This is a genomic window from Kribbella sp. NPDC055110 (genome assembly GCF_053607525.1).
The window spans coordinates 274,549-295,357 of sequence record NZ_JBSGTS010000007.1 but is presented as its reverse complement, the minus strand read 5'-3'; the positions used below and the strand labels follow the sequence as shown (position 1 = coordinate 295,357).

The 20,809-nt window shown below is 65.8% G+C and carries 15 protein-coding genes; 7 read left to right on the top strand and 8 right to left on the bottom strand.

Annotation, left to right across the window (positions count from 1 at the left end):
• The first annotated feature begins 76 nt into the window (after positions 1 to 76).
• Positions 77 to 1,483, top strand: coding sequence for a serine/threonine-protein kinase (locus ACWF0M_RS14275; RefSeq protein WP_452236077.1), 1,407 nt, complete (start codon positions 77 to 79; stop codon positions 1,481 to 1,483).
• Here the strand turns inward: ACWF0M_RS14275 and ACWF0M_RS14270 are convergent, their stop codons facing one another.
• From ACWF0M_RS14270 to ACWF0M_RS14250, 5 genes are all read right to left on the bottom strand, one after another.
• On the bottom strand, positions 1,484 to 3,523 hold the full coding sequence (locus tag ACWF0M_RS14270) for a transglutaminase family protein (protein WP_452236076.1): 2,040 nt from the start codon (positions 3,521 to 3,523) through the stop codon (positions 1,484 to 1,486).
• Positions 3,520 to 4,647, bottom strand: coding sequence for a DUF58 domain-containing protein (locus tag ACWF0M_RS14265; protein WP_452236075.1), 1,128 nt, complete (start codon positions 4,645 to 4,647; stop codon positions 3,520 to 3,522). The genes ACWF0M_RS14270 and ACWF0M_RS14265 overlap by 4 nt, the downstream gene beginning before the upstream one ends.
• Positions 4,644 to 5,642, bottom strand: a complete 999-nt coding sequence (locus ACWF0M_RS14260) for an AAA family ATPase (protein WP_452236101.1) — start codon at positions 5,640 to 5,642, stop codon at positions 4,644 to 4,646. The genes ACWF0M_RS14265 and ACWF0M_RS14260 overlap by 4 nt, the downstream gene beginning before the upstream one ends.
• Positions 5,642 to 7,948 carry a fibronectin type III domain-containing protein gene (locus ACWF0M_RS14255; protein ID WP_452236074.1) on the bottom strand — a complete coding sequence of 769 codons (2,307 nt, stop codon included), beginning with the start codon at positions 7,946 to 7,948 and terminating at the stop codon, positions 5,642 to 5,644. The genes ACWF0M_RS14260 and ACWF0M_RS14255 overlap by 1 nt, the downstream gene beginning before the upstream one ends.
• 88 nt (positions 7,949 to 8,036) lie before the next feature.
• Complete coding sequence (locus tag ACWF0M_RS14250; RefSeq protein ID WP_452236073.1) at positions 8,037 to 9,401, bottom strand: BTAD domain-containing putative transcriptional regulator; 1,365 nt, start codon at positions 9,399 to 9,401, stop codon at positions 8,037 to 8,039.
• 288 nt (positions 9,402 to 9,689) lie between these two features.
• Between ACWF0M_RS14250 and ACWF0M_RS14245 the strand changes: the two genes are divergently transcribed.
• Positions 9,690 to 10,169 (top strand): DUF2231 domain-containing protein, encoded by a 480-nt coding sequence (locus tag ACWF0M_RS14245; protein WP_452236072.1) that lies wholly within the window; start codon positions 9,690 to 9,692, stop codon positions 10,167 to 10,169.
• 4 nt (positions 10,170 to 10,173) lie between these two features.
• On the opposite strand, the gene ACWF0M_RS14240 is transcribed toward ACWF0M_RS14245, so the two are convergent.
• Positions 10,174 to 11,403, bottom strand: coding sequence for an outer membrane protein assembly factor BamB family protein (locus ACWF0M_RS14240; protein ID WP_452236071.1), 1,230 nt, complete (start codon positions 11,401 to 11,403; stop codon positions 10,174 to 10,176).
• 173 nt (positions 11,404 to 11,576) lie between these two features.
• Between ACWF0M_RS14240 and ACWF0M_RS14235 the strand changes: the two genes are divergently transcribed.
• From ACWF0M_RS14235 to ACWF0M_RS14215, 5 genes are all read left to right on the top strand, one after another.
• The gene (locus ACWF0M_RS14235) at positions 11,577 to 12,482 is read left to right on the top strand and encodes an NADP-dependent oxidoreductase (RefSeq protein ID WP_452236070.1); all 906 of its coding nucleotides are present in this window, start codon (positions 11,577 to 11,579) and stop codon (positions 12,480 to 12,482) included.
• Positions 12,483 to 12,523: 41 nt separating this feature from the next.
• Positions 12,524 to 13,447, top strand: coding sequence for a phosphotransferase family protein (locus ACWF0M_RS14230; protein ID WP_452236069.1), 924 nt, complete (start codon positions 12,524 to 12,526; stop codon positions 13,445 to 13,447).
• A 50-nt stretch (positions 13,448 to 13,497) separates the two neighbouring features.
• Positions 13,498 to 13,752, top strand: coding sequence for a GNAT family N-acetyltransferase (locus tag ACWF0M_RS14225; protein ID WP_452236103.1), 255 nt, complete (start codon positions 13,498 to 13,500; stop codon positions 13,750 to 13,752).
• The gene (locus tag ACWF0M_RS14220) at positions 13,665 to 14,069 is read left to right on the top strand and encodes a GNAT family N-acetyltransferase (RefSeq protein ID WP_452236100.1); all 405 of its coding nucleotides are present in this window, start codon (positions 13,665 to 13,667) and stop codon (positions 14,067 to 14,069) included. The genes ACWF0M_RS14225 and ACWF0M_RS14220 overlap by 88 nt, the downstream gene beginning before the upstream one ends.
• A 2,815-nt stretch (positions 14,070 to 16,884) precedes the next feature.
• A complete protein-coding gene (locus ACWF0M_RS14215) occupies positions 16,885 to 18,399 on the top strand; it encodes a hypothetical protein (RefSeq protein ID WP_452236068.1) in 1,515 nt (504 codons plus the stop codon).
• Between the two features lie 909 nt (positions 18,400 to 19,308).
• Here ACWF0M_RS14215 and ACWF0M_RS14210 read toward each other — a convergent pair.
• Together ACWF0M_RS14210 and ACWF0M_RS14205 are read right to left on the bottom strand one after the other, a co-directional pair.
• Positions 19,309 to 19,971, bottom strand: a complete 663-nt coding sequence (locus tag ACWF0M_RS14210; RefSeq protein ID WP_452236067.1) for a hypothetical protein — start codon at positions 19,969 to 19,971, stop codon at positions 19,309 to 19,311.
• The gene (locus tag ACWF0M_RS14205; protein WP_452236066.1) at positions 19,961 to 20,716 is read right to left on the bottom strand and encodes a hypothetical protein; all 756 of its coding nucleotides are present in this window, start codon (positions 20,714 to 20,716) and stop codon (positions 19,961 to 19,963) included. The genes ACWF0M_RS14210 and ACWF0M_RS14205 overlap by 11 nt, the downstream gene beginning before the upstream one ends.
• Positions 20,717 to 20,809: the final 93 nt, after the last annotated feature.

Below are 20,809 nucleotides of genomic sequence, written 5' to 3'. Positions count from 1 at the left end.
CTGTTCACGCGGGAAGATGGGTTCCGTGACAGACAAAGGACCTGGCGCCACGCCTGCCGTTCCAGGCTGTTCTGACGTGGAGCTGGTCCGGTCCGGAATCCCCCAGGTGTACCGATGCCTCCGGCAAGGGACCACCGTCAGCGCGCTGGTGTACCCGGTCCGCGTGGACGCGGGTACCTCTGCCGCGTTCACCAAGCAGGCCAAGGCCCTGCAGGGCGTGGACCACCCGCACGTGGCCCGCGTACTGGGGCCGGGCCTGACCGACGGCTACCCGTACCTAATCACCACTGCCGACACCGGCACGCTGGCGGACCAGTTGCGCGATCAGCTCCGTTCTCCTGCGGACCTCGCCATACTCGGCCGGCAACTGGCAGAGGGACTGGCGGCGATCCATGCGGCCGGACTGGTCCACGGTGGCCTCACGCCTGGTGCCGTGGTGCTACTGCCCGACGGCCGACCACAGCTGTCCGCACTGACGCTGGGACTCAGTCAACACACCAGCCACGCCGCCTTGAACTCACCAAGCCAGCTGTACATCGCCCCCGAGACTTTGCGGGATGGGACGCTCGCTGCCTCGTCCGACCTGTATGCGCTCGGTGCTGTGCTGTACGCCGCCATCAGCGGCAAGCCACCATTGGCTGCACGGATGGGTGAGACGGCCGGTGAGCACATCCTGCGCGTGCTGAACGAGCCGCCCGCGCGCCTCGACGTACTGCCGGATTCGTTCGCCGGGCTGATCGCGCGGCTGCTGGAGAAGGACCCGGCCAAGCGGCCTGTGTCCGCGGAGGTCGTCGCCGCAGCTCTCGCAGCGTTGGCGACTCCGACGACCCCGCCGATCCCTCCGGTGCGTCCCGTCACCGCCACTCCAACCAAGCAGACCGCTCCAGCCACACGACCCCTACCGCGGCCGCACGTGATGCCCCGCACCTCCCTCAGCACGTGGCCTACACCCGCCCCGCAGCCCACGCCGGCTCCGCAGCAACAGCCCCTCCCACCAGCACCGGCCGCACCACCCCCTGCTGTACCGACGCCACCATCCCCCGTCCCTCAACCACCTACCGGCCAGGCACCTGGACCCAAGAGGCGTAACTGGTTGCTTGTGGCAGCGTCTGTTGTCGTAGCGGCGGCTGTCATCACGACGTTCGCTCTGGTCAACCGCAAGGGCCAAACCGACACGCCCCCACTCGGCGGCCCGACCCCGACCACAGCTTCCACACCAGTGCTAGCAGTCAAGCTGAACCCACCGGCCGACCACAGCACCTACGTGGAGCTGAGCTGGAGCGGACCGTCAGACGTGAACTACGCGGTCGTCATCGCCCAGGTAGGTCAGCCCGCGGAAGTGAGGCTCGTCTACAAGCACACCAAGTACCACGTCGCGGTCGTCCCTGGGATCCAGTACTGCTTCGCCGTACAGGCCACCGACGGCATCAACAAGATGGAGACCGACCCGCAGCCGGTCCGCGACGCCCAGTGCGAGCGCTGATCACCCGATCAGGCTGCGCGCGCTGAGGGTCGTACGGATCCGCTCCGACAACCGCCCGTCGGCCAGCCCGCGCTGAGCCTTGCGTACGGCGGACCACGCGAACTCCCGGTCCGGATCGGAGTCCTGCCCCGACCACAACGCCCGGTCCAGGCACCCGGCGAGCAACGTCATCGCCTGCGACACAGGTCCTTCCGAGTCACGTGCCAGGTCCCGTGCCGTGGCAGCCGGCGTCACCCGCATCCCGTGATCCCGCAGCAGATCACGCGCCTCCGCCCACGCTCCGAGCGTTCCGTGTCGCCGGCGCCGCCGACGACGTACCGCCTTGGCCAATGGAACACCGACAATCCACGACAGCACCAGGGCTCCGAGCACAGCGGCGACCACGACGAGTGCGAACCACCCCGGCCAGTGCGGAGCCGAGTGCGGGTCCTCAGGCACCGGCAGCGTCGGCTCGGACTGGTGCTCGCGCTCGATCTCCTTCTTGGACGGCAGCTGCTTCCGCACCGTCTCCGCCGCACCTGCCAGCCCACCGCCCGCCTTGGACGTGGCAGTACCGGTCGGGTCGAGCGGGACCCAGCCCACACCTGTCACCGCGACCTCGGGCCACGCGAGTACGTCGCGGTTGCGGATCACGTACGTCCCGTCCGGACTCGGTGTGTCCGGCTGCTTGAACCCGACGACGAGCCGCGCGGGCAAGCCGAGCAGCCGCGCCATCACGACGTACGACGCGGCGAACTGCTCCGACGTACCGCGCTTGCTGCGCAGCAGGAAGTGGTTGAGCTGCGGGTACCCGTGGCCGGTCGGGAGGTTCTCGCCGGTGGCCAGCTTGTAGTTCGTCCGCAGGTACTTCTCGAGTACCAGGGCCAGTTGGAACGACGGCCGTACGTCACCGGCGATGCTGCGCGCCAACTCGTCGATGCCCTCCGGCACCTCACCGAGGTCCGCGCCGCTGCTCGGGTCCGCGTCAACGCCGGACGACGCCAGTTGGTCCGAGTCGACCGTCGGCTCGGCCCAGGTGACCCGGTACCGCGACGGCCGCTGCTGCTCGGCCAGCAACGCACCGGACGCCGGGTCCACCAGCAGCGGCAGGTCATCCACCACCGACAGCGTGCGCGTCTGGCTGGGCAGCCACGGCAGCGACCAGTCCGCCAGCGCAACATCCGCCGACTGCCGTCGTACCGGCACCGTCACGTGTGAGTCGAGTGGCAGTTCGCGTCCGAGGCGCTGGAACTTCGGTGCGGCCGTCCAAGTGACTCCGTCGAAGTTGTCCAGGGCAATGACCGGCCAGCGATCCACTGGGCCGTCGGCACGGGCTGTGAACACCACAGTGTCTGGCGAGCGGAGGCGCGCGGCGATCTCGGTCAGCGGGTTGCTGAGCACAGTGGGCGAGTCAGGCGGGCTCGGCTTCGCCAGATGCATCGCAGTGGACGCCGGCAACGCCAGTCCGAGTGTGCTGCCGCCAACAGCCATAGCAGCGAGTGCAGCAACCAGACGGACCCAGGCGGCCCGCTCACCCGGCCACTGCAGCAGCACCAGCGCGAAGCAGCCAGCGAGCGCCAGTCCGACGAGTACTGCGTCCAGTCCGGTCACAGTGACGTACGCCTGCGACAGTCCAGCCACCACAACCGCAGGGAGCAACGCCAACAGTCGCGAACGCTGCAACACGCGTGCACCCAGCAGACAGGCGAGCAGAGCCAGCACCGGCACAAACGCGACCAGATCCGGTGACGGAGTGGCCGGCCACGTCGACTCGAGCGTACGGCGCCAACCGGACGTCACCGCTTCCCACAGCGACACCGGGCGACCAGCAGCACCGGGGATAACGGCCAGCAGTGCGACGACTCCACCGACCAGCGTCAGCGGCACCCGCCAGCGAGCAAGTTGTGGTCGACGCAGGATCGCTTCCTCAACCAGGTAAGCAACTACGGCGACCGCCAACATCGGCCAGAGCACAGCCGACGTACCAAAGAGCGGTGAGAACAACAGCCCCGCCACCACACCAGCAGCAAGCACTCCAAGGATGGGTAGGCGTCGGGTCATGCCGGTACGGCGTTCCAGGCGTCTACTGCATTCTGTGCCGCGTTGGAGTGGATGACGTGGACGCCGGCACCGGTGTGCAGCGCCGGCTCGTCATGGGTCAGGTCGATGCACACCACTGGGCGGTAGCTCGACCTGAGGTTCGGCACCTCCGCAAGCCCCGCACTGTCACCGGTCAGCACGACCAGTGCGCCACCGTCACGCGCAACTGGCAACGACTCGAGCAGGTTCGTGGTGGTCGTCGACTGCTCGACCCTGGCCAGTTCGTCGAGCAGATCGCTGACGGACTGTACGTCGTGGTCCGTACCGCACGGTGTGGTGAGCCGCAGCCGCTGACCGGACTGTGCGGCAACGACGAGGATCGACGCCGCAACAGAGACCGCAGTGTCGAACTGGTCCGCAGTCAGTGCCGTCGTACGCGTATCCAGCACCACCTGCAGCCGCGGCTGGTCCGGGTCGACGTACTCGCGGACCATCAGCCGACCTGCACGCGCTGACGCCTTCCAGTGCACGTGGCGGACCTCGTCACCGGGCACGTACTCGCGCAGCCGGCGCAGATCGATCGAGCCGCGCAGCGGACCAGCAGACACCGGCCCCTCGAAGTGGTGCCGTTGCCGGATACCAGTCGCCGTACGAGCGGCGTACCGCTTCGGGTGGACGAGAAGCGTGGCTGCGCTACCGATTGACACCTGACAGGACACGAGGCCGAACGGGTCGGAGCGGCGCAGCAGCAACGGCCCGACCGGCAGCGGCCCACGACGGGCGGTCGGCAGCTCGTAGTGGTACGTCGCGACGCCGTTCGGTGCCAGTGCCGTGACAGCAACCTCGGACTGGTGTGCACCAGCGGTGTCCGCGGCTACGAACGCCGGCTGTCGCCGCGTGGACTCGTTGCGCACCATGAGCCGCGCCAACGCAGGCTGACCGCACTCAACGCGGTCGGGGTACAGCACACGCTCCACAGTCACCTTAGGACGACGTACGACGGTCAACACGCTGACAAGCACCGCAGCAAGACCAGCTCCGGCCAGCACCTGCAGCATCGGGTAGCCGAGCAGCTGACCCGCTACCAGCAAGGCGATCGAGCCGACCGACACTCCCCAGGCTCGTGGCGTGAGCCTGGTCCTCATGGCACGACGCCAAGAGCCCGCTTGAGATCGCGGCGTACCGGGTTGCCAGGCGCAGGGGTGTCTTCGAGTACATCGTCCACGACGCTCTCCGCCGTACGACGGGCCAGCGTGGCGTCCGCGGTCAGCACCAGGCGATGCGCCAGTACCGGATGCGCGATGCTCTTCACGTCGTCCGGTGTCACGAACGACCGCCCGTCCGTCGCGGCGATCGCACGGGCCGCGCGGATCAGGGCGATGCTGCCGCGAGGGCTGGCGCCGTACCGGACCGCACTGTGCAGCCGGGTCGCCGCAGCGAGACGTACTGCGTAGGCCATCACCGCCTCGTCGACGTACACCGACCGGACCGCGGCGATGACCCCGCGCAGCGTGTCCGGATCGATCACCGGCTCCAGGTCGTCCGGCGTCGGTCCCGCGCCGTCCAGCGCGACCACCTCGATCTCGGCATCCAGATCCGGGTAGCCGATCTCGATCCGGAGGAGGAAGCGGTCCAGCTGCGCCTCCGGCAGCCGGTACGTGCCTTCCATCTCGATCGGGTTCTGCGTCGCCAGCACCATGAACGGGTCCGGCACGCGACGGGTGTCGGCGTCGACGGTGACCTGTCGCTCGGCCATCACCTCGAGCAGAGCGGACTGCGTCTTCGGCGTACCGCGGTTCACCTCGTCGGCGAGTACGACGTTTGCGAAGACCGCACCGGGGTGGAACACGAACTTGCCCTGCCCCTGGTCGTACACGACGACGCCGGTGATGTCGCCGGGCAGCAGGTCCGGGGTGAACTGGATGCGACTCCAGCGGCCGCCGATGCTGCGCGCCAGGCTGCGAGCGAGGCTCGTCTTCCCGAGTCCGGGCAGGTCCTCGATCAGCAGGTGGCCACCCGCGAACAGCGTCGCGATCGCCAGCCGGACCACCTGTGGCTTGCCGCGGATCACCCGCTGGACGTTCGCGGAAATCAACTCGTACGCCTGCTGCGGCTCCATCCCGTGCCCCACCTCCCGCATCACCACTGAGAAACCTTCCGTCGACGCGAGGTACGTCGTACACGTGCTGCCGACGTACTCGCCGGGGCCGCGGATGCCGGAGCAGCCGTGGTGGAGCCGGCTGCACCGGTAGCGGTCGGACTGCTGCTGTTGCTGCGCTCCCGCGTGATCGCCTTGACCGTGAAAGTCCACTGCATAGCGCTCAGACCGGTGTAGCGAGTGCTGGTCGTTGTCACGGTCCGGTCGGCCTGACCGGCGGCAGAGACGACGTAGTGCACGAGCTGACCGCCGTTGAGGTTCGGTGCGGTCCAGGTGAGCGACACCGAGCCCTTGCCCGGAGTGGCGGTCACCTTGGGCGCTGCGGCCGGAGAGTACGGGTAGACGGTGCGTGTCGCCGCGGAACGCGGTGAGGTGCCCCCACTGTTCGTGGCGGTCATCCGGTAGCTCACGCCCTTGCCCAGCGCCGGCTTGAGCGACACCGAGGTCTGGTACGTCTGCGCCTGGGTCTTCGACCCGTCCGAGCCGAGCACCGTGTACCCGGAGATCGTGTAGTCGGAGGTGCTCGGCGCGGTCCAGGAGACGGTCACTGAGCCGTCCGCCTTCGCAGCCGCACTGACCTTGGTCGGTGCACTCGGCGGCCCGGCACCCCCGCTCATCGAAGTCACCTTCGAGTCCACGGCCGGTCCGGTCCCGACCCGGTTGGTCGCGGCCACCGTGAAGATGTAGCTGCCGAAGCTCAGCAGCTGCGTGAAGTTGTGGTTCCGGGTGCTGCCGGCGACGGTGACCGACCCCGAGGCTGGGAGGCCGACTACGTACGTCCCTGGCGCGGTCCGGAAGCTCACCTTGTAGCCGGTGATCGCAGCTCCGTTTGCCCGCGCCGCTGTCCAGCTGACTGTCGCCTTGCCGTCCCCTGGCTTGGCAGAGACCGATCCGGGGGCTCCCGGCGCGGCTGGTGGCGGTGAGGTCGGCTTCGTCGTCGGCTTACTGGTCGGCTTGGCCGTTGGCTTACTCGGTGGCGGTGTGGTCGGCCTGGTGGTCTCAGTCCTCCCGGGCCTGCGCTCCGGCGTCCTGGGCCCGACGGTCTCCGTACCGCGAGGCTTCTCCGGGCCGACGGTCACCTGGATCGGCGGCAGGATCGGCCGATGGGTCGGCGGTGTGGAGGTCGGCGTCGACGTCGGCGTACTGCTGGGGGTCGGAGTGCTCGGGCTCGGCGTCGGCTTCTCGGTGGCCGCGGGTGACACCGGCTTGTTGCCGCCGTCGACGTCCACCTCGCTCACGGTCCCGTCGCCGTCGACCACGGTCACGACCTCACCGGTCTCGTCGTCGATGTAGATCCGGCCGTCCTGCCCCGCAGTCACCCGCGGACCGCCCTTGTGATCGCCCTTCTTCTTGCTGAGCTCATGGGTGTGCAGCGGCTTGCCGTCAGGTGCGAACGTCCGCACGACCCGCTTGTCGGTGTCCAGTACGGCGACGGCGGCACCGGTCGCAGCAACAGCGTCGTACCGCCCCGGGGGCAGGTTGATGCTCTCGGCCTTCTTGGCACCAGCCGCGTCGACGAGCAACAGCCGCTGACCGGCCAGGATGGGGATGCGGCCGTTCACGTCCGACTGAGCTACGACAGACGTGGTCGGCAGCGAACCCGTGACGTCCATCGGCACCGCACGGCCGGCCGTGTCACCTGTCAGCGGGGTCAGGGTCCGCTTGGACAGGTTGGCGAACGCAGGCTTACCGGCCACGCTGAGCAGCGCACCGGCATCACCAGCTTGTGCGGGCAGCTGACAGGCCAGTGCGGTCGAGCCCGGCGCCAGCTGGCAGAACTGCTCGGCGTTGCGCAGCCACAGCGCACCATCGGCGGTGGCGATCGCACTGGACACCACACTGCCCACGGTGATCGTCTGCTGCTGGTCACCGAGCCGGACGATCTGGCCGTGCTGCCGGTAGACCAGGTACGGCCCGCCCTGCGCCTCGATACCGATCGGTTCCTCCGGGATCCCGATCCGGACCGTGCTCTTCACGGTCAGGTCGGACTTGCCGAAGACGATCACGCCGTCCGCGCGCACGACGTACCCGTTGGTGCTGCCCTGGACGACCTGGCTGCCGGCCTCGGTCTGGACACCGCGGACCTCGGCGTCGACGCTCTTGCCGCCGCCGTCGACCCGGAAGACCGAGCCGACGGTCGCGTTGTAGACCCAGTGGCCGGCCTGCTGGAAGGCGACCGCCGGGGCACCACGACCCAGCGCGGACAGACCGACGAACGTCCCAAGGATCAGGGCCGCAACCGTCCACCACGCAACAGGCCGACGAATCGCACGAGCAATGCGGGTCATGGGTTGACGGTGCCTCTCATTTGTCCAGCTGCGGTACAGCGGCGATACATCCGGCCATGAGTCGTCCGGAAGCGGTCGTCAGCCCGCCTCACGAGGCGACCGTCGACTGTGCCTGGTCCTCTGGTTCGCCCAGGTCGGCCAGAGCCGCACGGGCCTCGGCTGCCGTCGGCGACTCGGGCAGCAGCCGCAGGGCACGGCGGAGGTACTCGGCTGCCTGCTGACGCGCGCCAGCGCTGGCCTCAGCCAGAGCCAGGTTGACCAGCACAGCACCTTCGGCTTCGCGGTCGCCGTGCACCGAGGCGATCGCCACCGCGGCAGTGAACTCAGCACGGGCGTCGTGCACCCGACCGGCCCGCGTCTGCGCGATCCCGAGGATGTTGCGGGACATAAGTTCGCCGTACCAGTCCTTGCCGGCACTGGTCGCAGCAGCGACCTCAGCGACCAGCGGAGCCCAGCCCTGCACGTCAGCACCGGTCTCGATGAACTGGTGCACCGCACTGGTCAGCAGCCACGCGTTGGCGAGCTCATCCGCCGCCAGCAGCTGGCTGATGGCAGTAGTGAACTCGACCTGCCGCGTGGTGAACCAGTGGCGGGCTGCGGCCGCATGCTGTCCGTTGAGGGCAGCGGCAGCGTCCAGCACGGTCCGCACGTACGCATCAGGTCCAGGCGCCTCGGCTTTGGCTTTAGGTGCCTCAGGCTTCGGCTGCTCCGGTACGTCGGCCAGCAGTTGCTGCTGCAGCGCACGGAGCTCCGGCCCCGGCTCGGTACCCAGCTCGTCCACAAGCGCGGCCCGCGCCTTCTGGTACGTCGCCAACGCGTCAGCACGCCGCCCCGCGTCCCGGTACGCGACGAGCAGCCGCACCCAGTTCGTCTCCCGCAGCGGGTCCTCGGTCGTCAGGCTCTTGCACAGCGCGATCGCGTCGGCGAATCGCGACGTACCGATCAACGCATCCGCCAGCCGCTCCCGGACCGACCAGTGCAGCTCGGCCAGCCGCACCACCTCGGGCTGGTGCCCGTCAGTCACGAGCCCCTCGTACGGCGTACCTCGCCAGAGCGACTGTGCCGTCTCCAGGTGCTGTAGCGCCGTCGCCGCGTCGCCCGCGGTCAGAGCCCGATCGCCTGCCGCCAGCAACGCCTGCAGCCGATCGGAGTCGAGCTCGCCGGTCTCCACGCGGATCCGGTACGCCTTGGAACGGCTCTCGATCCGCTGGCCGTCCGCACCGAGCGGTGGGAGGTCCCTGCGGAGCTGCCAGATGTACGTGCCGATGTTGCGCTCTGCCGACACCGGAGGGGTCCTACCGGCCCAGACCGTGTCGATGATCTCGCCCACGGCGACCCAGGTGTTCGCCTTCACCAGCAGCAACGCCAGCAGCGCACGGGGCTTGTCGGCACGGATATAGCTGACCGCATCGGTGCCATCGATCTCCACCGGCCCCAGGACCCGGAACAACACCGCCGCACCACCTCCACCTGCGCTGGACTCACACCGAACCACTCCGACGCAAAGACCCACCAGGCGGTTCCGCACCCACCGCCCACGTTTCGCTACAGAAGGTAGTTACCCGCGCCACTCCCATCAAACCGGAACACTGGGTCAGAGCAGCGCACTGCCCTGCTGAATGACTCCTGACTGCGGTCCTTCCGAGCGCGACACGCTTTGCCGTACCTTGAGAGCGTGGCGTCAAGACCGTTGCCCCAGCGCGCGGTTCGCGCGGTCGGAGAAAGCTCACTCGCTGAGCGCGTGGCCCGCGCTCAGGAGCTGGCTTACGCGCCCTTGATCGACTGGGTACGACGCAGTCCGATGCACACCGACGTACTAGGTCATTCCGTGCATCCGTCGCTGACCGACGTGACCACCGGCTGCTGGCTCGGCACATCACTCCTCGACCTCGCCGGTGGATCCCAATCGCGCCGCGGGGCCACGCTCCTCGCCGGGTTCGGAGTACTCGCGTCCGTACCGACAGCCATCGCAGGCGCCGGCGACTGGGCGGACCTGTCAGGCGCCGAACGCCGGATCGGCGCGATCCACGCACTCGGCGCCGACACCGCAATCTTCCTCTTCACCGGCTCGCTCGTCGCGCGTCTACGCGGCAGGCACCGCACCGGCACAAAGCTTGCGCTAGCTGGGAACCTGGTCATCGCAGCTGCGGGCTTCCTCGGCGGACATCTCGCCCTGAGCCGCGGAACAGCCCGCCGAGACTCCTTTGCCGAGAGCAACTAGTCGCTCAAGCATTCGTGATGCGGTGGACCTCGACGTACCCTTTGCGCCCGACGACCAGCGTTTTCTCGGAGACGTCGGCGAGGGCTACTCCTTGCAGGCTCGGCGAGCACGGTGCACCGGTGCGGTCCACCGCGCCCGTCCCAACGAGGTAGTAGTCCTTCTTGTCGGTCGCCTGCGTGTCGCCGAAGAGGCCCCAGATGTACGGCCCGACGCCGTACGTCGCGGTGAACTCGAGGCCCTTGGGCCGGTGCTTCCCCTTCGTAGGCGAGCCTTCGGGCAAGGTCTGCGTGACGAAGCCGTTCGGGCCTTTGGCCCACCAGGCGACCCCGCCGTCCCACACGAGCAACGGCGGATCGCTCGCCACCACCTTCGGCACGTTGTCCAGATCGAAAGGGAGTGGCTTGCCATCGGACAACCGGATCACGTCGACATCCGTACGGTCCGCGTGTTGCAGCACGGTGTGGTCCGCGGCCGTTCCCCCGTGTTCGTACGGTCCGCGCGACTGATGCGTACCGGTCCACCGAGCCTCTCCGGTCCGCGCATCCCGGACCTCCATGTGCCAGGACCCGTTCGTTCGCTTCACGACGACGACCGAGTTCCCGTCACCCGAGACTCCGACGACATCTGCGTCACGCCACAGCTCGGCGCCGGTCTTGGCGTCCAGCGCGATCGTGGTTGGCGACTGCGCCGGGTTCGGCCAGCCAGGGCCGAACGGTGCGCTGACGGTCGCGAGTACGACGGACTCGGCCACCGCCGTGACCATCGTGCGATCGTTGGACGGGGTCACCACGGCCCGAAAACCCCAGACCGGATCGCCCGTCCGTACGTCGACGCCGACGACCCCACTCGTCGCCGTACCCCTGGGTGCAGACGCAGCGGAAACCGGCAGAACGTCGCCGGCAGCACGGACTGCCGGCCGCTGAATCAGCGTCGACGAGTAGCCCAGAAATCCAGGACCGACGACACAAACCCAGACGGCCCCCAACTCCGGAACCGCGATCGGTTGCTTGCCGTCGATCACCCACTTCTTGGCGCCGTCCGCCGCGCTGAAACAACAGACGCGAGCGTTTTCCGTCCCCGTGCCGTCAACGACCACGACGGTGTCCCCCACCAACCGCACCCGCCCCGGCATCGCCTCCCACGGCGTCACCACCGGCGCCTGCCAAACCTTCTCGAGCTTCAGTCTCGGCGCGGCCTTGTCCGCAGTCTCCCCACACGCCACAAGCAACGGCACAGAGGCAACACCAAGAAGAACAGTCCGACGACGCACATGCACCACCCGACCGTAACAAGCCACCAGCGCAACAGGTGGCCCATCGAAACCGCCTTCGAATGGCCCAGCGATCGCAGGCCGCAGCTGCCTACGGTCGAAGAGAACCATCACATCCACCACTGCAAAGGATTGTCATGCGTGCCATCACTGTCCGGGACCGCGAGGCCGAGGATTACGGGCTGTCCCTGACCGAGCTGCCCCACCCACGCGCCGCCGAGAACGACGTCATCGTGCAGGTCCACGCCGCCGGCTTCCTCCGAGGCGAGCCGGAATGGCCCGGGACCTGGGTCGACCGCGCCGGCCGCGACCGCACACCAAGCGTCCTCGGCCACGAACTGTCCGGCGTAGTCGTCGAGCTCGGCTACGGCACCACCGGTCTCACGGTCGGCCAACGGGTCTTCGGGCTGACCGATTGGGCCCGCAACGGTTCGCTCGCCGAGTACACCGCGGTGGAGGCCCGCAACCTGGCTCCGCTCCCCGCCGACGTCGACCACTTCGCCGGTGCCGCTGCTGTGATGCCTGGCCTGACGGCTTGGCAAGCGCTGTTCGACCACGCTCACCTGCAAGCAGGCCAAACCGTCCTCATCCACGGCGCGGGCGGTTCCGTGGGCTCGGTCGCCGTACAACTGGCCCGCGAGACCGGGGCCCACATCATCGGAACCGGCCGGGCTTCCGACCGGGATCTGGCCGGTACGCTCGGCGCTCACGAGTTCCTCGACCTGGACAGCGATCGCCTCGAGGACGCCGGCGAGGTCGACGTGGTGTTCGACGTGATCGGTGGCGAGATCCGCGACCGATCCACCGCGCTGCTGCGCCCCGGCGGCACCCTCGTCACGGTCGCCGACCCGCCGACCGTCCACCCCGACAACGGCCGCGCAATCTTCTTCGTCGTCGAGCCCGACCGCGAACAGTCAGCTCAATTGGCTGCACGCCTACGCGATGGAAGGCTCACACCCCTCGTCACAGCAGTCCGCGACCTGGCCGACGTACCCGCCACCTTCGCGGAGCGCACCCGCGGGAGAATCATCGTCACGCTGTAATTCCGGTGCATCGCCGAACTGCGAGGCCTAGATTGCGTGCCGTGAACCTTTCGCAGCTCGGCGCTCCGGTCGGGCCGATGGTCCGCATCCATGGCGGATTCGCCAACCGGATGTACCGGCTCGACACCGACCAGGGTTCGTTCGCGGTGAAGGAACTGAACCTCGCCGACCGCCGCTGGCCCTACCCCGTCGAGGACGTGTTCAGATTCGAGCAAGCAGCCTTCGCGGCCGGCATCCCAATGCCGGAGCCGATCGCGGCCGGCGACGACACACTCGTCCACCGATGGGTCGAGGGCGAGAAGGTACCCGAAGAACCAGTGTCGGAGGCCTACGCCTTCGAGATCGGCGAGATCCTCGCGCGCATCCACGCGCTAGACGTCGAGTGGCCCCACGAACCGATCGAGGAGCCGACGCCACGAGACTGGCCCGAACTCGCCGTACGGGCAGCCGCGACCGGACAGCCATGGGCCGACGAACTCGCCTCCCACGTCGAGACCTTCCTCGCGATAGCCGATTTCGTCGAAACCTGCGAACGACCAGGCCCCGTCGTACTCACCCACAAGGACATCCAACCCTGGAACCTACTCGCTCGAGACGGCAGGCCGGTACTACTCGACTGGGAACTCTCAGGGATGCTCGACCTGTCCGGCGAACTCGGCTCAACCGCACTAAGCCTCGCAAAAGGCCCTGGCTTCGACCACATAGAACCCACAATCTTCCACGCCGTCCTCAACGGGTACGTCGCAGCCGGCGGAAAACTGCCGCCATCCGGCCCAAGCTGGTTCGTCTTCATGATCAGCGGCTGGCTGGGCCACACAAGATGGAACATCCTCCGCTGCCTATCCGCCACGACAACAACCACCGGCCCCGACCGAGCCCTGTCCCAAGAGTCAGCCCACAACGGCATAACCGGCCTCCCGGAAATGTTCACCCACCTCCCAGCCCTAGAAACCCTCCTCCCGTAACTCTTTGGATCAGATGGTTTGTTGATCGGCAACCAATCACAGGACGAAAGATGACGCTGCCCACACCTACGCTTTTCACGGCCCGCATTCGGCTACGTCCGTTCGATGACGCGGACGCGAACGACCTCTTCGCGATGCACAGCAGCGCGTATGTGTTGCGCTACTGGGATTCACCGCCGTGGAGCGAACGCGAGCGCGCCGGGCGGTTCATCGCGGCTTGCCAGCAGATGGCAGAAGAAGGCACCGGGGCGAGGCTGGCCATAGATCGCGTCTCCGACGGAGCGTTCTCGGCTGGTGCAGCCTGAGCCGGTGGAATCCGGACTACCGCAGCGCATCGCTGGGCTACTGCTTCAACGAGGCGGCATGGGGCAACGGCTACGCGACAGAAGCCGCGCGCGCCATGCTCGGGTGGGCCTTCGACACGCTGGACCTGAACCGCGTTCAAGCTGAGGCCGACACACGCAACGCGGCATCCGCCCGCGTACTGGAGAAGCTCGGGTTCCTGCGCGAAGGAACGCTGCGGGAAGACTGCATCGTGAACGGCGAAGTCTCCGACTCGTGGGTCTACGGCCTGATCAAACGAGACTGGCGACCGTCGCCCGAGCCGGCTCGCGCCCCCTGAGCCGCCATGAGCGATGCGACCGCCACGGCACATCATCCACGAATCGCCAGACGCCGGCGTACTGCACGAACTCCTACCAGCCCTGCTGTTCAGCCTGCACAGAGGCCGAGCGCACAACTACGGCATGTCTTTCGCCCGCAGTCCGCCCGTCACCCGAATGTTGCACCGAACCAGGCCAGGACCCTCGGGTGACCGTCACCACGTCCTGCTCGCGGATCGCCGGCTGGCTCGCCACCAACCACCCGGCCAAGGCTGCACTCATCAACCCACCCGCGGCGTCCGCGACCTCCAGGCCACGATCAATCGTCCCCTCCCGGCCGACCTGGTCAAGCTGCTAGGGCTCGCCAACTGCAAGGAGCACCGAGCGGTCCGAGGATCGCTCATCCCAACGCTCTACAACCTCGTCCCGCTGATGGACATGCCGTCGATCAGACAAATGCTGCAAGAGATCCAGCGCACCTCTCCGGTCCCGCCCCTGGCCAGAAAACAGCGAGCCGGCCGCGCGCCCAACAACGGACTGGCTAGACAGCTCCCTCCCGTTCGCCGACAAGCCCGACGCCGACCCCCTGTACGTCGACCTACGCGACAACGACCGGTTCGGATGCGTCTGCCAGTGGTACGTCGAGGCAGGCACAGCACCGGCGCCGTGCTGGACCAGCGTGAACGAGTTAATCAACGACACCGCGTGCGCCCTCACAGAAGGACGGCCCTGCCCTCCAACCCCACGCAAACACAGCCCTGCGCCCGACCCAACGCCTTTCTCCGCACCTGTCATAGGTAGACGAGGGCCACCTACGCTGGTCCGCGCCCTAAAGCCCGATCCGAGCAACTGAAGGAGCCCCCGCCAACCACTGCGTGCACGATGCAAACCCGCCGGATCCCTCGCCCGCTCGACTCCTAGGCTGGGCAACCCACCCGCCCGACGATCGCGGGGCGCGCACTCTCCCAGCCACACGCCCGGACCTGTAATCCTCGATCGCGGCCACCCAATTGCCAGAAGCCACGTGCACCGCGCCCAGGCGAGTTTGTAGGCCCCGTCGGACTCGAACCCACAACCCGCGGAAACTGGCAAGAATTCGCTCATCGTTCGTCATCAATTATGGAATCTACCCGTGATCTGCAGATTCACGCAGCTGGGATGCGCATCGGTGACCATACATTGCCATCGCCTTCTGCTGATTCTGCTGAGTTAAGGCGGACACCTGACGACTCAAAAGACCCACCGGTGGGTCCGCAGACGTCACCGCAAGCCCGCCGATGCTACTGACCGGCGCAGCCTCGATTGACCGCAACGACCCCGCTCGGCTCGGTGTGCTGAAGCCGCAGGTGGTTCAGCTTCGTGAGCCCCGACGTCGCAAAGACGCAACTGCAGAACGATCGATTGGATCTACTCGACAATACGTACGCCGAGGCGTTCCCAAGGAACTGCTGACCAGCGGCTGCGCTGCCTCACAGCCGCACTCACCTCGTCGAGGCCGCTGGCGCCACCAGCCAGGACACCGTGTCGCTAGTCGATGCAACCCTGGCTAGCGCCGCCCACCGCACCATTACGACGGCGTTCCCCCAGGCGTCCGCGGTCAGATCAACCTGGGCTTTCAGGAAGCAGCTGATCGGCGATGACCGAAGCGTGCCGACGCCCAGCTCAACGAACCGTTCTCTGCGCCCAAACCCCTTCCACGGATGACCAGACGGCTGCGAGGAACGCATGGACAACACGAAGCCCCGGCGAGATTCGCCGAGGTCGGGTGTGAGTAGGACACTTTGGTGGACCTGCGGGGACCGCGTTACAACACAAACGCGCAGATCAGAGACCCGGAACGACTGGTCAAGGAGCTGCCGAAGCAGGCAACTGAGCATGCACCAGCGGCCAAACCGCGGAATCGGGCACGAACGTCGAAGCCACTCAACGCCCAGGAGACCGAGCAGCTGATCGCCGGCTACCGAGCAGGGGCCGAAGTTGCGGGAGCTCGGAACGCAGTTCGGCATCAACCCGCAGGTGGCCGAGCTGATCCTGCGGCGGAACGGGATTGAGATGCGACCGAAAAGACTCTCACTGGACCAGGAGGACGGGGCTGAGCGGCTATACGCCACAGGGCTCTCGTTAAGCGCGTCGGCGAGCGGCTCGGCGTCAATGGAGAGACGATCCGCCAAGTCATGCTCCGGCGGAACGTACGACTTCGTGACCAACAAGGTCGGGCAATATAAGTACGGCGACCAACGAGGCGTCCCGCCCAGCCCGCCCCGCAGCAAGCTTGCAGCGGGCTGCGCTCCTTGACCAGAGTGATGTGGGTAGCCGTGCATGTCGCGCTGAGTACTGGCTTCAATGCCGCCTCGGCGTCCGGCAGCGAAGATTCTGCATCGCCTCGTGATCGAGCGTTTGACTGGTTGAGGCGAGCAATGAATACACGGATCGCCGGAGTCGCAGTCGGTGCGTTGATTCGTTACTACTTTCTGCGACCGTCCTCTTGGCAACGCTGTGTGACCGGTGCATAGTGCCTGCATAGCCGATGGTCGAGGCACTCGCCATCGTGGTTCCTGTGGGGGGAATGTATGGCTAAGCAGCGGAAGCATGCTCTGGGGTGCGCCAAATACTCTCAGTGTCGGTCGGGTGAATGGGTGGCACGTGAATCCGACGTGAGGGCGGTGTCGAGCCTTGGCAAGTTCAGGCGATAAGGCAGGTTTTGGTGGTAAGCGAGGGACGCAACTTGCACTCCTTTCGTTAGCATTCTCATTATCGATAGTCGGAGTCATCTGTCTCGCATATAAGGTGTGGCTGTCGGGAGTATTGACCCTGGTGGCCTCAGTGGCGTGCGCGATGGCCGCGGCCATCGTGGTACAGCGCGACTTTGCTCTCGGCTTCAAGAAAGAGCAGTTTGGACCGGGGCGTGCTGTACAGGTCCACGACTTTGAAGAATGGAAGGATGACACGCTAGCTGGGGTTGAGGTTGCACTGCTTTGCAAAGCGATACTCTTTCCGTCTCTCCTTTTTTCCAGAATTCGCGAATCATTAACGCCCTTGGCTCGCTCCACTCAATTTCGCACCGCCTACACGCTCCGACTGCCGGCTGCATACGCGAGAGCCAGATACGTCCCCTTCACACTGGTGGAGAAGGGGACCTTATTCGATGACTTCCACATCACCACGGGCGATGGCTCGGAGCTGCCGACACTGGCGTATGGGGACTACGTTCAGTTGGTAGCCGCGCTGCTGCGCTCGCTCGCCAACTCCGAGAGCAAGCTGGTGGGGCAGGAGTTCAGGGCGAATGTCGAAGAACGCCTGATGAATCTGATCGTCAGCCGAGCGCCTAGTACTGACGAAGATCGCGCGGAGCAGGGGGAGGTTGTAAAAGCAATCTCGGCGCTAGATTGGAAGAACGGGCAGACCAAAGCTTTAGTTATAGCGATCGCAAATATTCTCACGGTTCACTATGCCGTCATTGCTGAAGTGAAGCCTATGAATGAGAGTGAAGCCGCAGCGAAGCCCGACGCTAAAACTACGGTTAAGACGAGCCATTCGGAGCATCGCCTTATTATCACAACTGAACGCCGGATCTTGCCACATAATCGCCCTCGCTTCAGATGGCCTTATGTTGCATGGGTAATTGAACATGTTCGACGCTTCGTTGGAGTTCGTCCCGCCCAGTTCGATATCCCGATTGAAAAATCACATCTCTCCAAGAGCTATCACATGGAGTTCATGGGACCGCCGTCGACGTATCTGGCTCGGCAGACGTTAGATGGCTACGATTCCGAGCACTCTGGATATGCCAGACTTAGGTCTCGACTGGGGCAAAGATATACGCACCTCTATGTCAGAGATGCGTCCCGCGGATCGATCGAGCAGGTGCTGCGAATAGCATTCTTTGAAAGGACGCCGGGCTCGCTCGGTGCAGCAACGGTCTCGGCTCTCGCGTCGGCCGTGCTCATTACGATCGCCGGCATTCTCGCATCGTCGAGCTCGTTCCCCGATGCCGAACCTCGAGGCGACCTCATGGCCATCCTGCTGGCCTTGCCGGGAGTCGCGGCCGCTTGGGTCGGTCTCGATCGAGGTAGCTTGCCTTTTGGCGGGACAGCTGCTGCCCGGCTGAGCTCCGTCACGAGCTTCCTGCTATCTCTAGCTGCAGCGTCGTACTACCTGGGAGCGATCAGCAGCCCGCATTGGATGCACGGATTGAACATCCTTGGAGCCAGAGGTGTCTGGGCCTGGCTCGCTGGAGCAGCGCTGTTGAACTTCTGGTGGATCAGCTACAGCTGGCTTCGTCGTGCACTGCTATACGCCGCAGTTCTCGACCGCCCAACCGATCGCGCGGGTCGACTCCTTGAAAGATAGGCCGAGGCGGAACTATGATGGCGTGTTACAATTTCATAACAACTAAAGAGGATCGCGAGATGGCTGAGCGCAATGCTTCAGACGATCAGGGGGAGGGGTGGCGATCGGACTTGAGTACAGATCTTGGTTCATGGGTGCTTCCACGACGCATCGATGCGTCCTACTACGAAGCAGTAGGGACTGTGGAGGACCTACGGGGCTACGTAGCCAGTGACCAGTTCCTCATCGACATTGAACGTGGCTTGGAGGTGTCGAAAGAGCCAGACGAGCCCCCCACGGGCGCGGATGTAGAGAAGTCTGACTCAGACGATCCCGAGAGTAGCGCCTAGATGGGCTCGGCCTACGTCGTGGAATCGGACAGGTGACCGGCTCGGCCCCTACTTAAGTGCGGTGCCCGGCACAAGTTGCCCGCTCGTTGCCCACAAAGCTCGTTGTGGCCGCAGACGGCCGGCAAGCGGAGGTGGCGTACCGGGCTCCGTCAACAAGTGACGATCGCAGGTCGTCTGACGACTCTGCGCAGGGCCCGCCTGCCATAGTCTCTACCTACGCTCATCCGTGAACGCCGAGGCACACTACAAGCGATTTTCTTGTTGCCGACAACAATCTCGCACCACAGACAGTTCCATGCCCAGGCCCCCTCGGACATCGGCACAATGGTGCCATAATTCGCTCGCGCCTGACAGGCGGCCGCAAGACGCCAACGAAGCTGGGATCGATGCGCCCGGCAGCCTCGGGATGACGGGTTAACGGACCGTTGCCAGGTATCGCTTCAGTAACACGCCCAGCTACTGGCGATGCGCGAGCTCACAGCGCTACCGGCGGCTCGTTGGGGACCCGACGTGCCCAGCCATCCCAGAACGACTCCAGCGCGCCGACGGCGAGCGAGAGAGGTCGTTCCTTCGGGCGCCGTCATTCGTCCAAGTCGACAGCCTCATCGATCAGGATGTCGAGGCTGTCGAGCGCGGCTCGCTTCGTGGGGACATCGGCGCCTTCCGCGATGACGCGGCCGGCGTCATCAATGAGAGCCCCGCGGTAGTGACCAGCATCCCCACGGATGAAGGCAGTCAGATCGGATACGTGAACGTCGTCGTCCGCGGAAGAAATGAATACAGTCAATGGACGTCCCACTGGTAGGTCGAGGTCCTGCTTGGGGCTCTCGCCCTCCGATCCTGAGTCGATCCACGCGTTACGCTTCACCTCGTAGAGGCCAGTTGTGCCGACCATCTTGTCGTGGATGATGATGTCAAGACCTTGGACTTCGATGTCCCGAATGTGCATCCCTCGAACGAGCGGGATCGCGCGACCCACGTTTCCTCGCTTGATGGCCGTGATCAGCTTCTCAGCCATCTTGCTCGGGGCCTCAGCCAACCGAGATTCCTCGGACATCTCAAAGCCGCTGGCCAGCGAAGGCTGGGCATCATCTCTTGGCATCGGATCATCTGTGGCGACCTCGCCTAGTTTGCGAAGCAGTCGCGGTGAAGCTCCGTACTTGCTCGCCCGATCAACGAATGCCGCGGAAACCTGTCCCGGCCGCACCGCAGGCTGCCTCATGCCGGGTCGATCAGCGTTCATGTGCTCTCCACCATCCCCTCGGCGGCGGCCCGATGCGGTCGAGTGATGTTGCTAGGTCTTCCAGTATGCGCCGGATGCCCTCACTCTCAAGCTCAGGACGTTTCAGGGGACCGCTGAGTAAGACGCATCCGTTCGGTCTGCCGCTGGCCGGGAAGGTTGGGCTCGCGACCATGCCGTCGGGCTGCGAGGTTTGATGCTGCAAATGTCCCCAGGTCATTCCAAAGCGTTCCTGTGATGCGCGCCTCTCCCAGAGAGCACGTCCCTCGGCCTTTCCCTGTCGAACGAACTCAGCCCACTCCTCAGCAACGATTTCCTGATCCTTGAAGGCGGTACCGACGAGTCCTACACCCGACCTGATGAGGTGACGGGGTTCTTCGACGTCGGCGCCGGCCTTGATCCCGCCCACCAATCCGAGTCGCCGTCCGAACAGCCAGCTACGACGGCGGTAACAGCGGACTGTGGCTTCGTCCCAAGGGACGCCCAAGTCCACCATGCCGCCCGCTGCAGCGCTGAGAACCGACCGCAGATCTTTGTCATAGTCCTGGATCTCGCGAGCCTGCAGGAGGTAGTTCACCTCGTTGCTGGTGTCAACGAGGACGACAACCGCGAGCACGATTACGCTCGCGACCTGCATCTCCTTATGACCAGCCCAGAAGCCGCTCGGCAGATTGAGTTGCGCGAGCGTGACGACCACCGTCGAAGCAGTCAGTAGGAGCGCACGGGCGACCCTTAGAGCAACAATCACACTGCGATTCTGGTCTGATATCGGCTGACTGAAAAGTCCTGGCGTACGCGTCACTGGACTCGGCCAGGCTGCGAGCGCCAGAGAAGTTCGGGC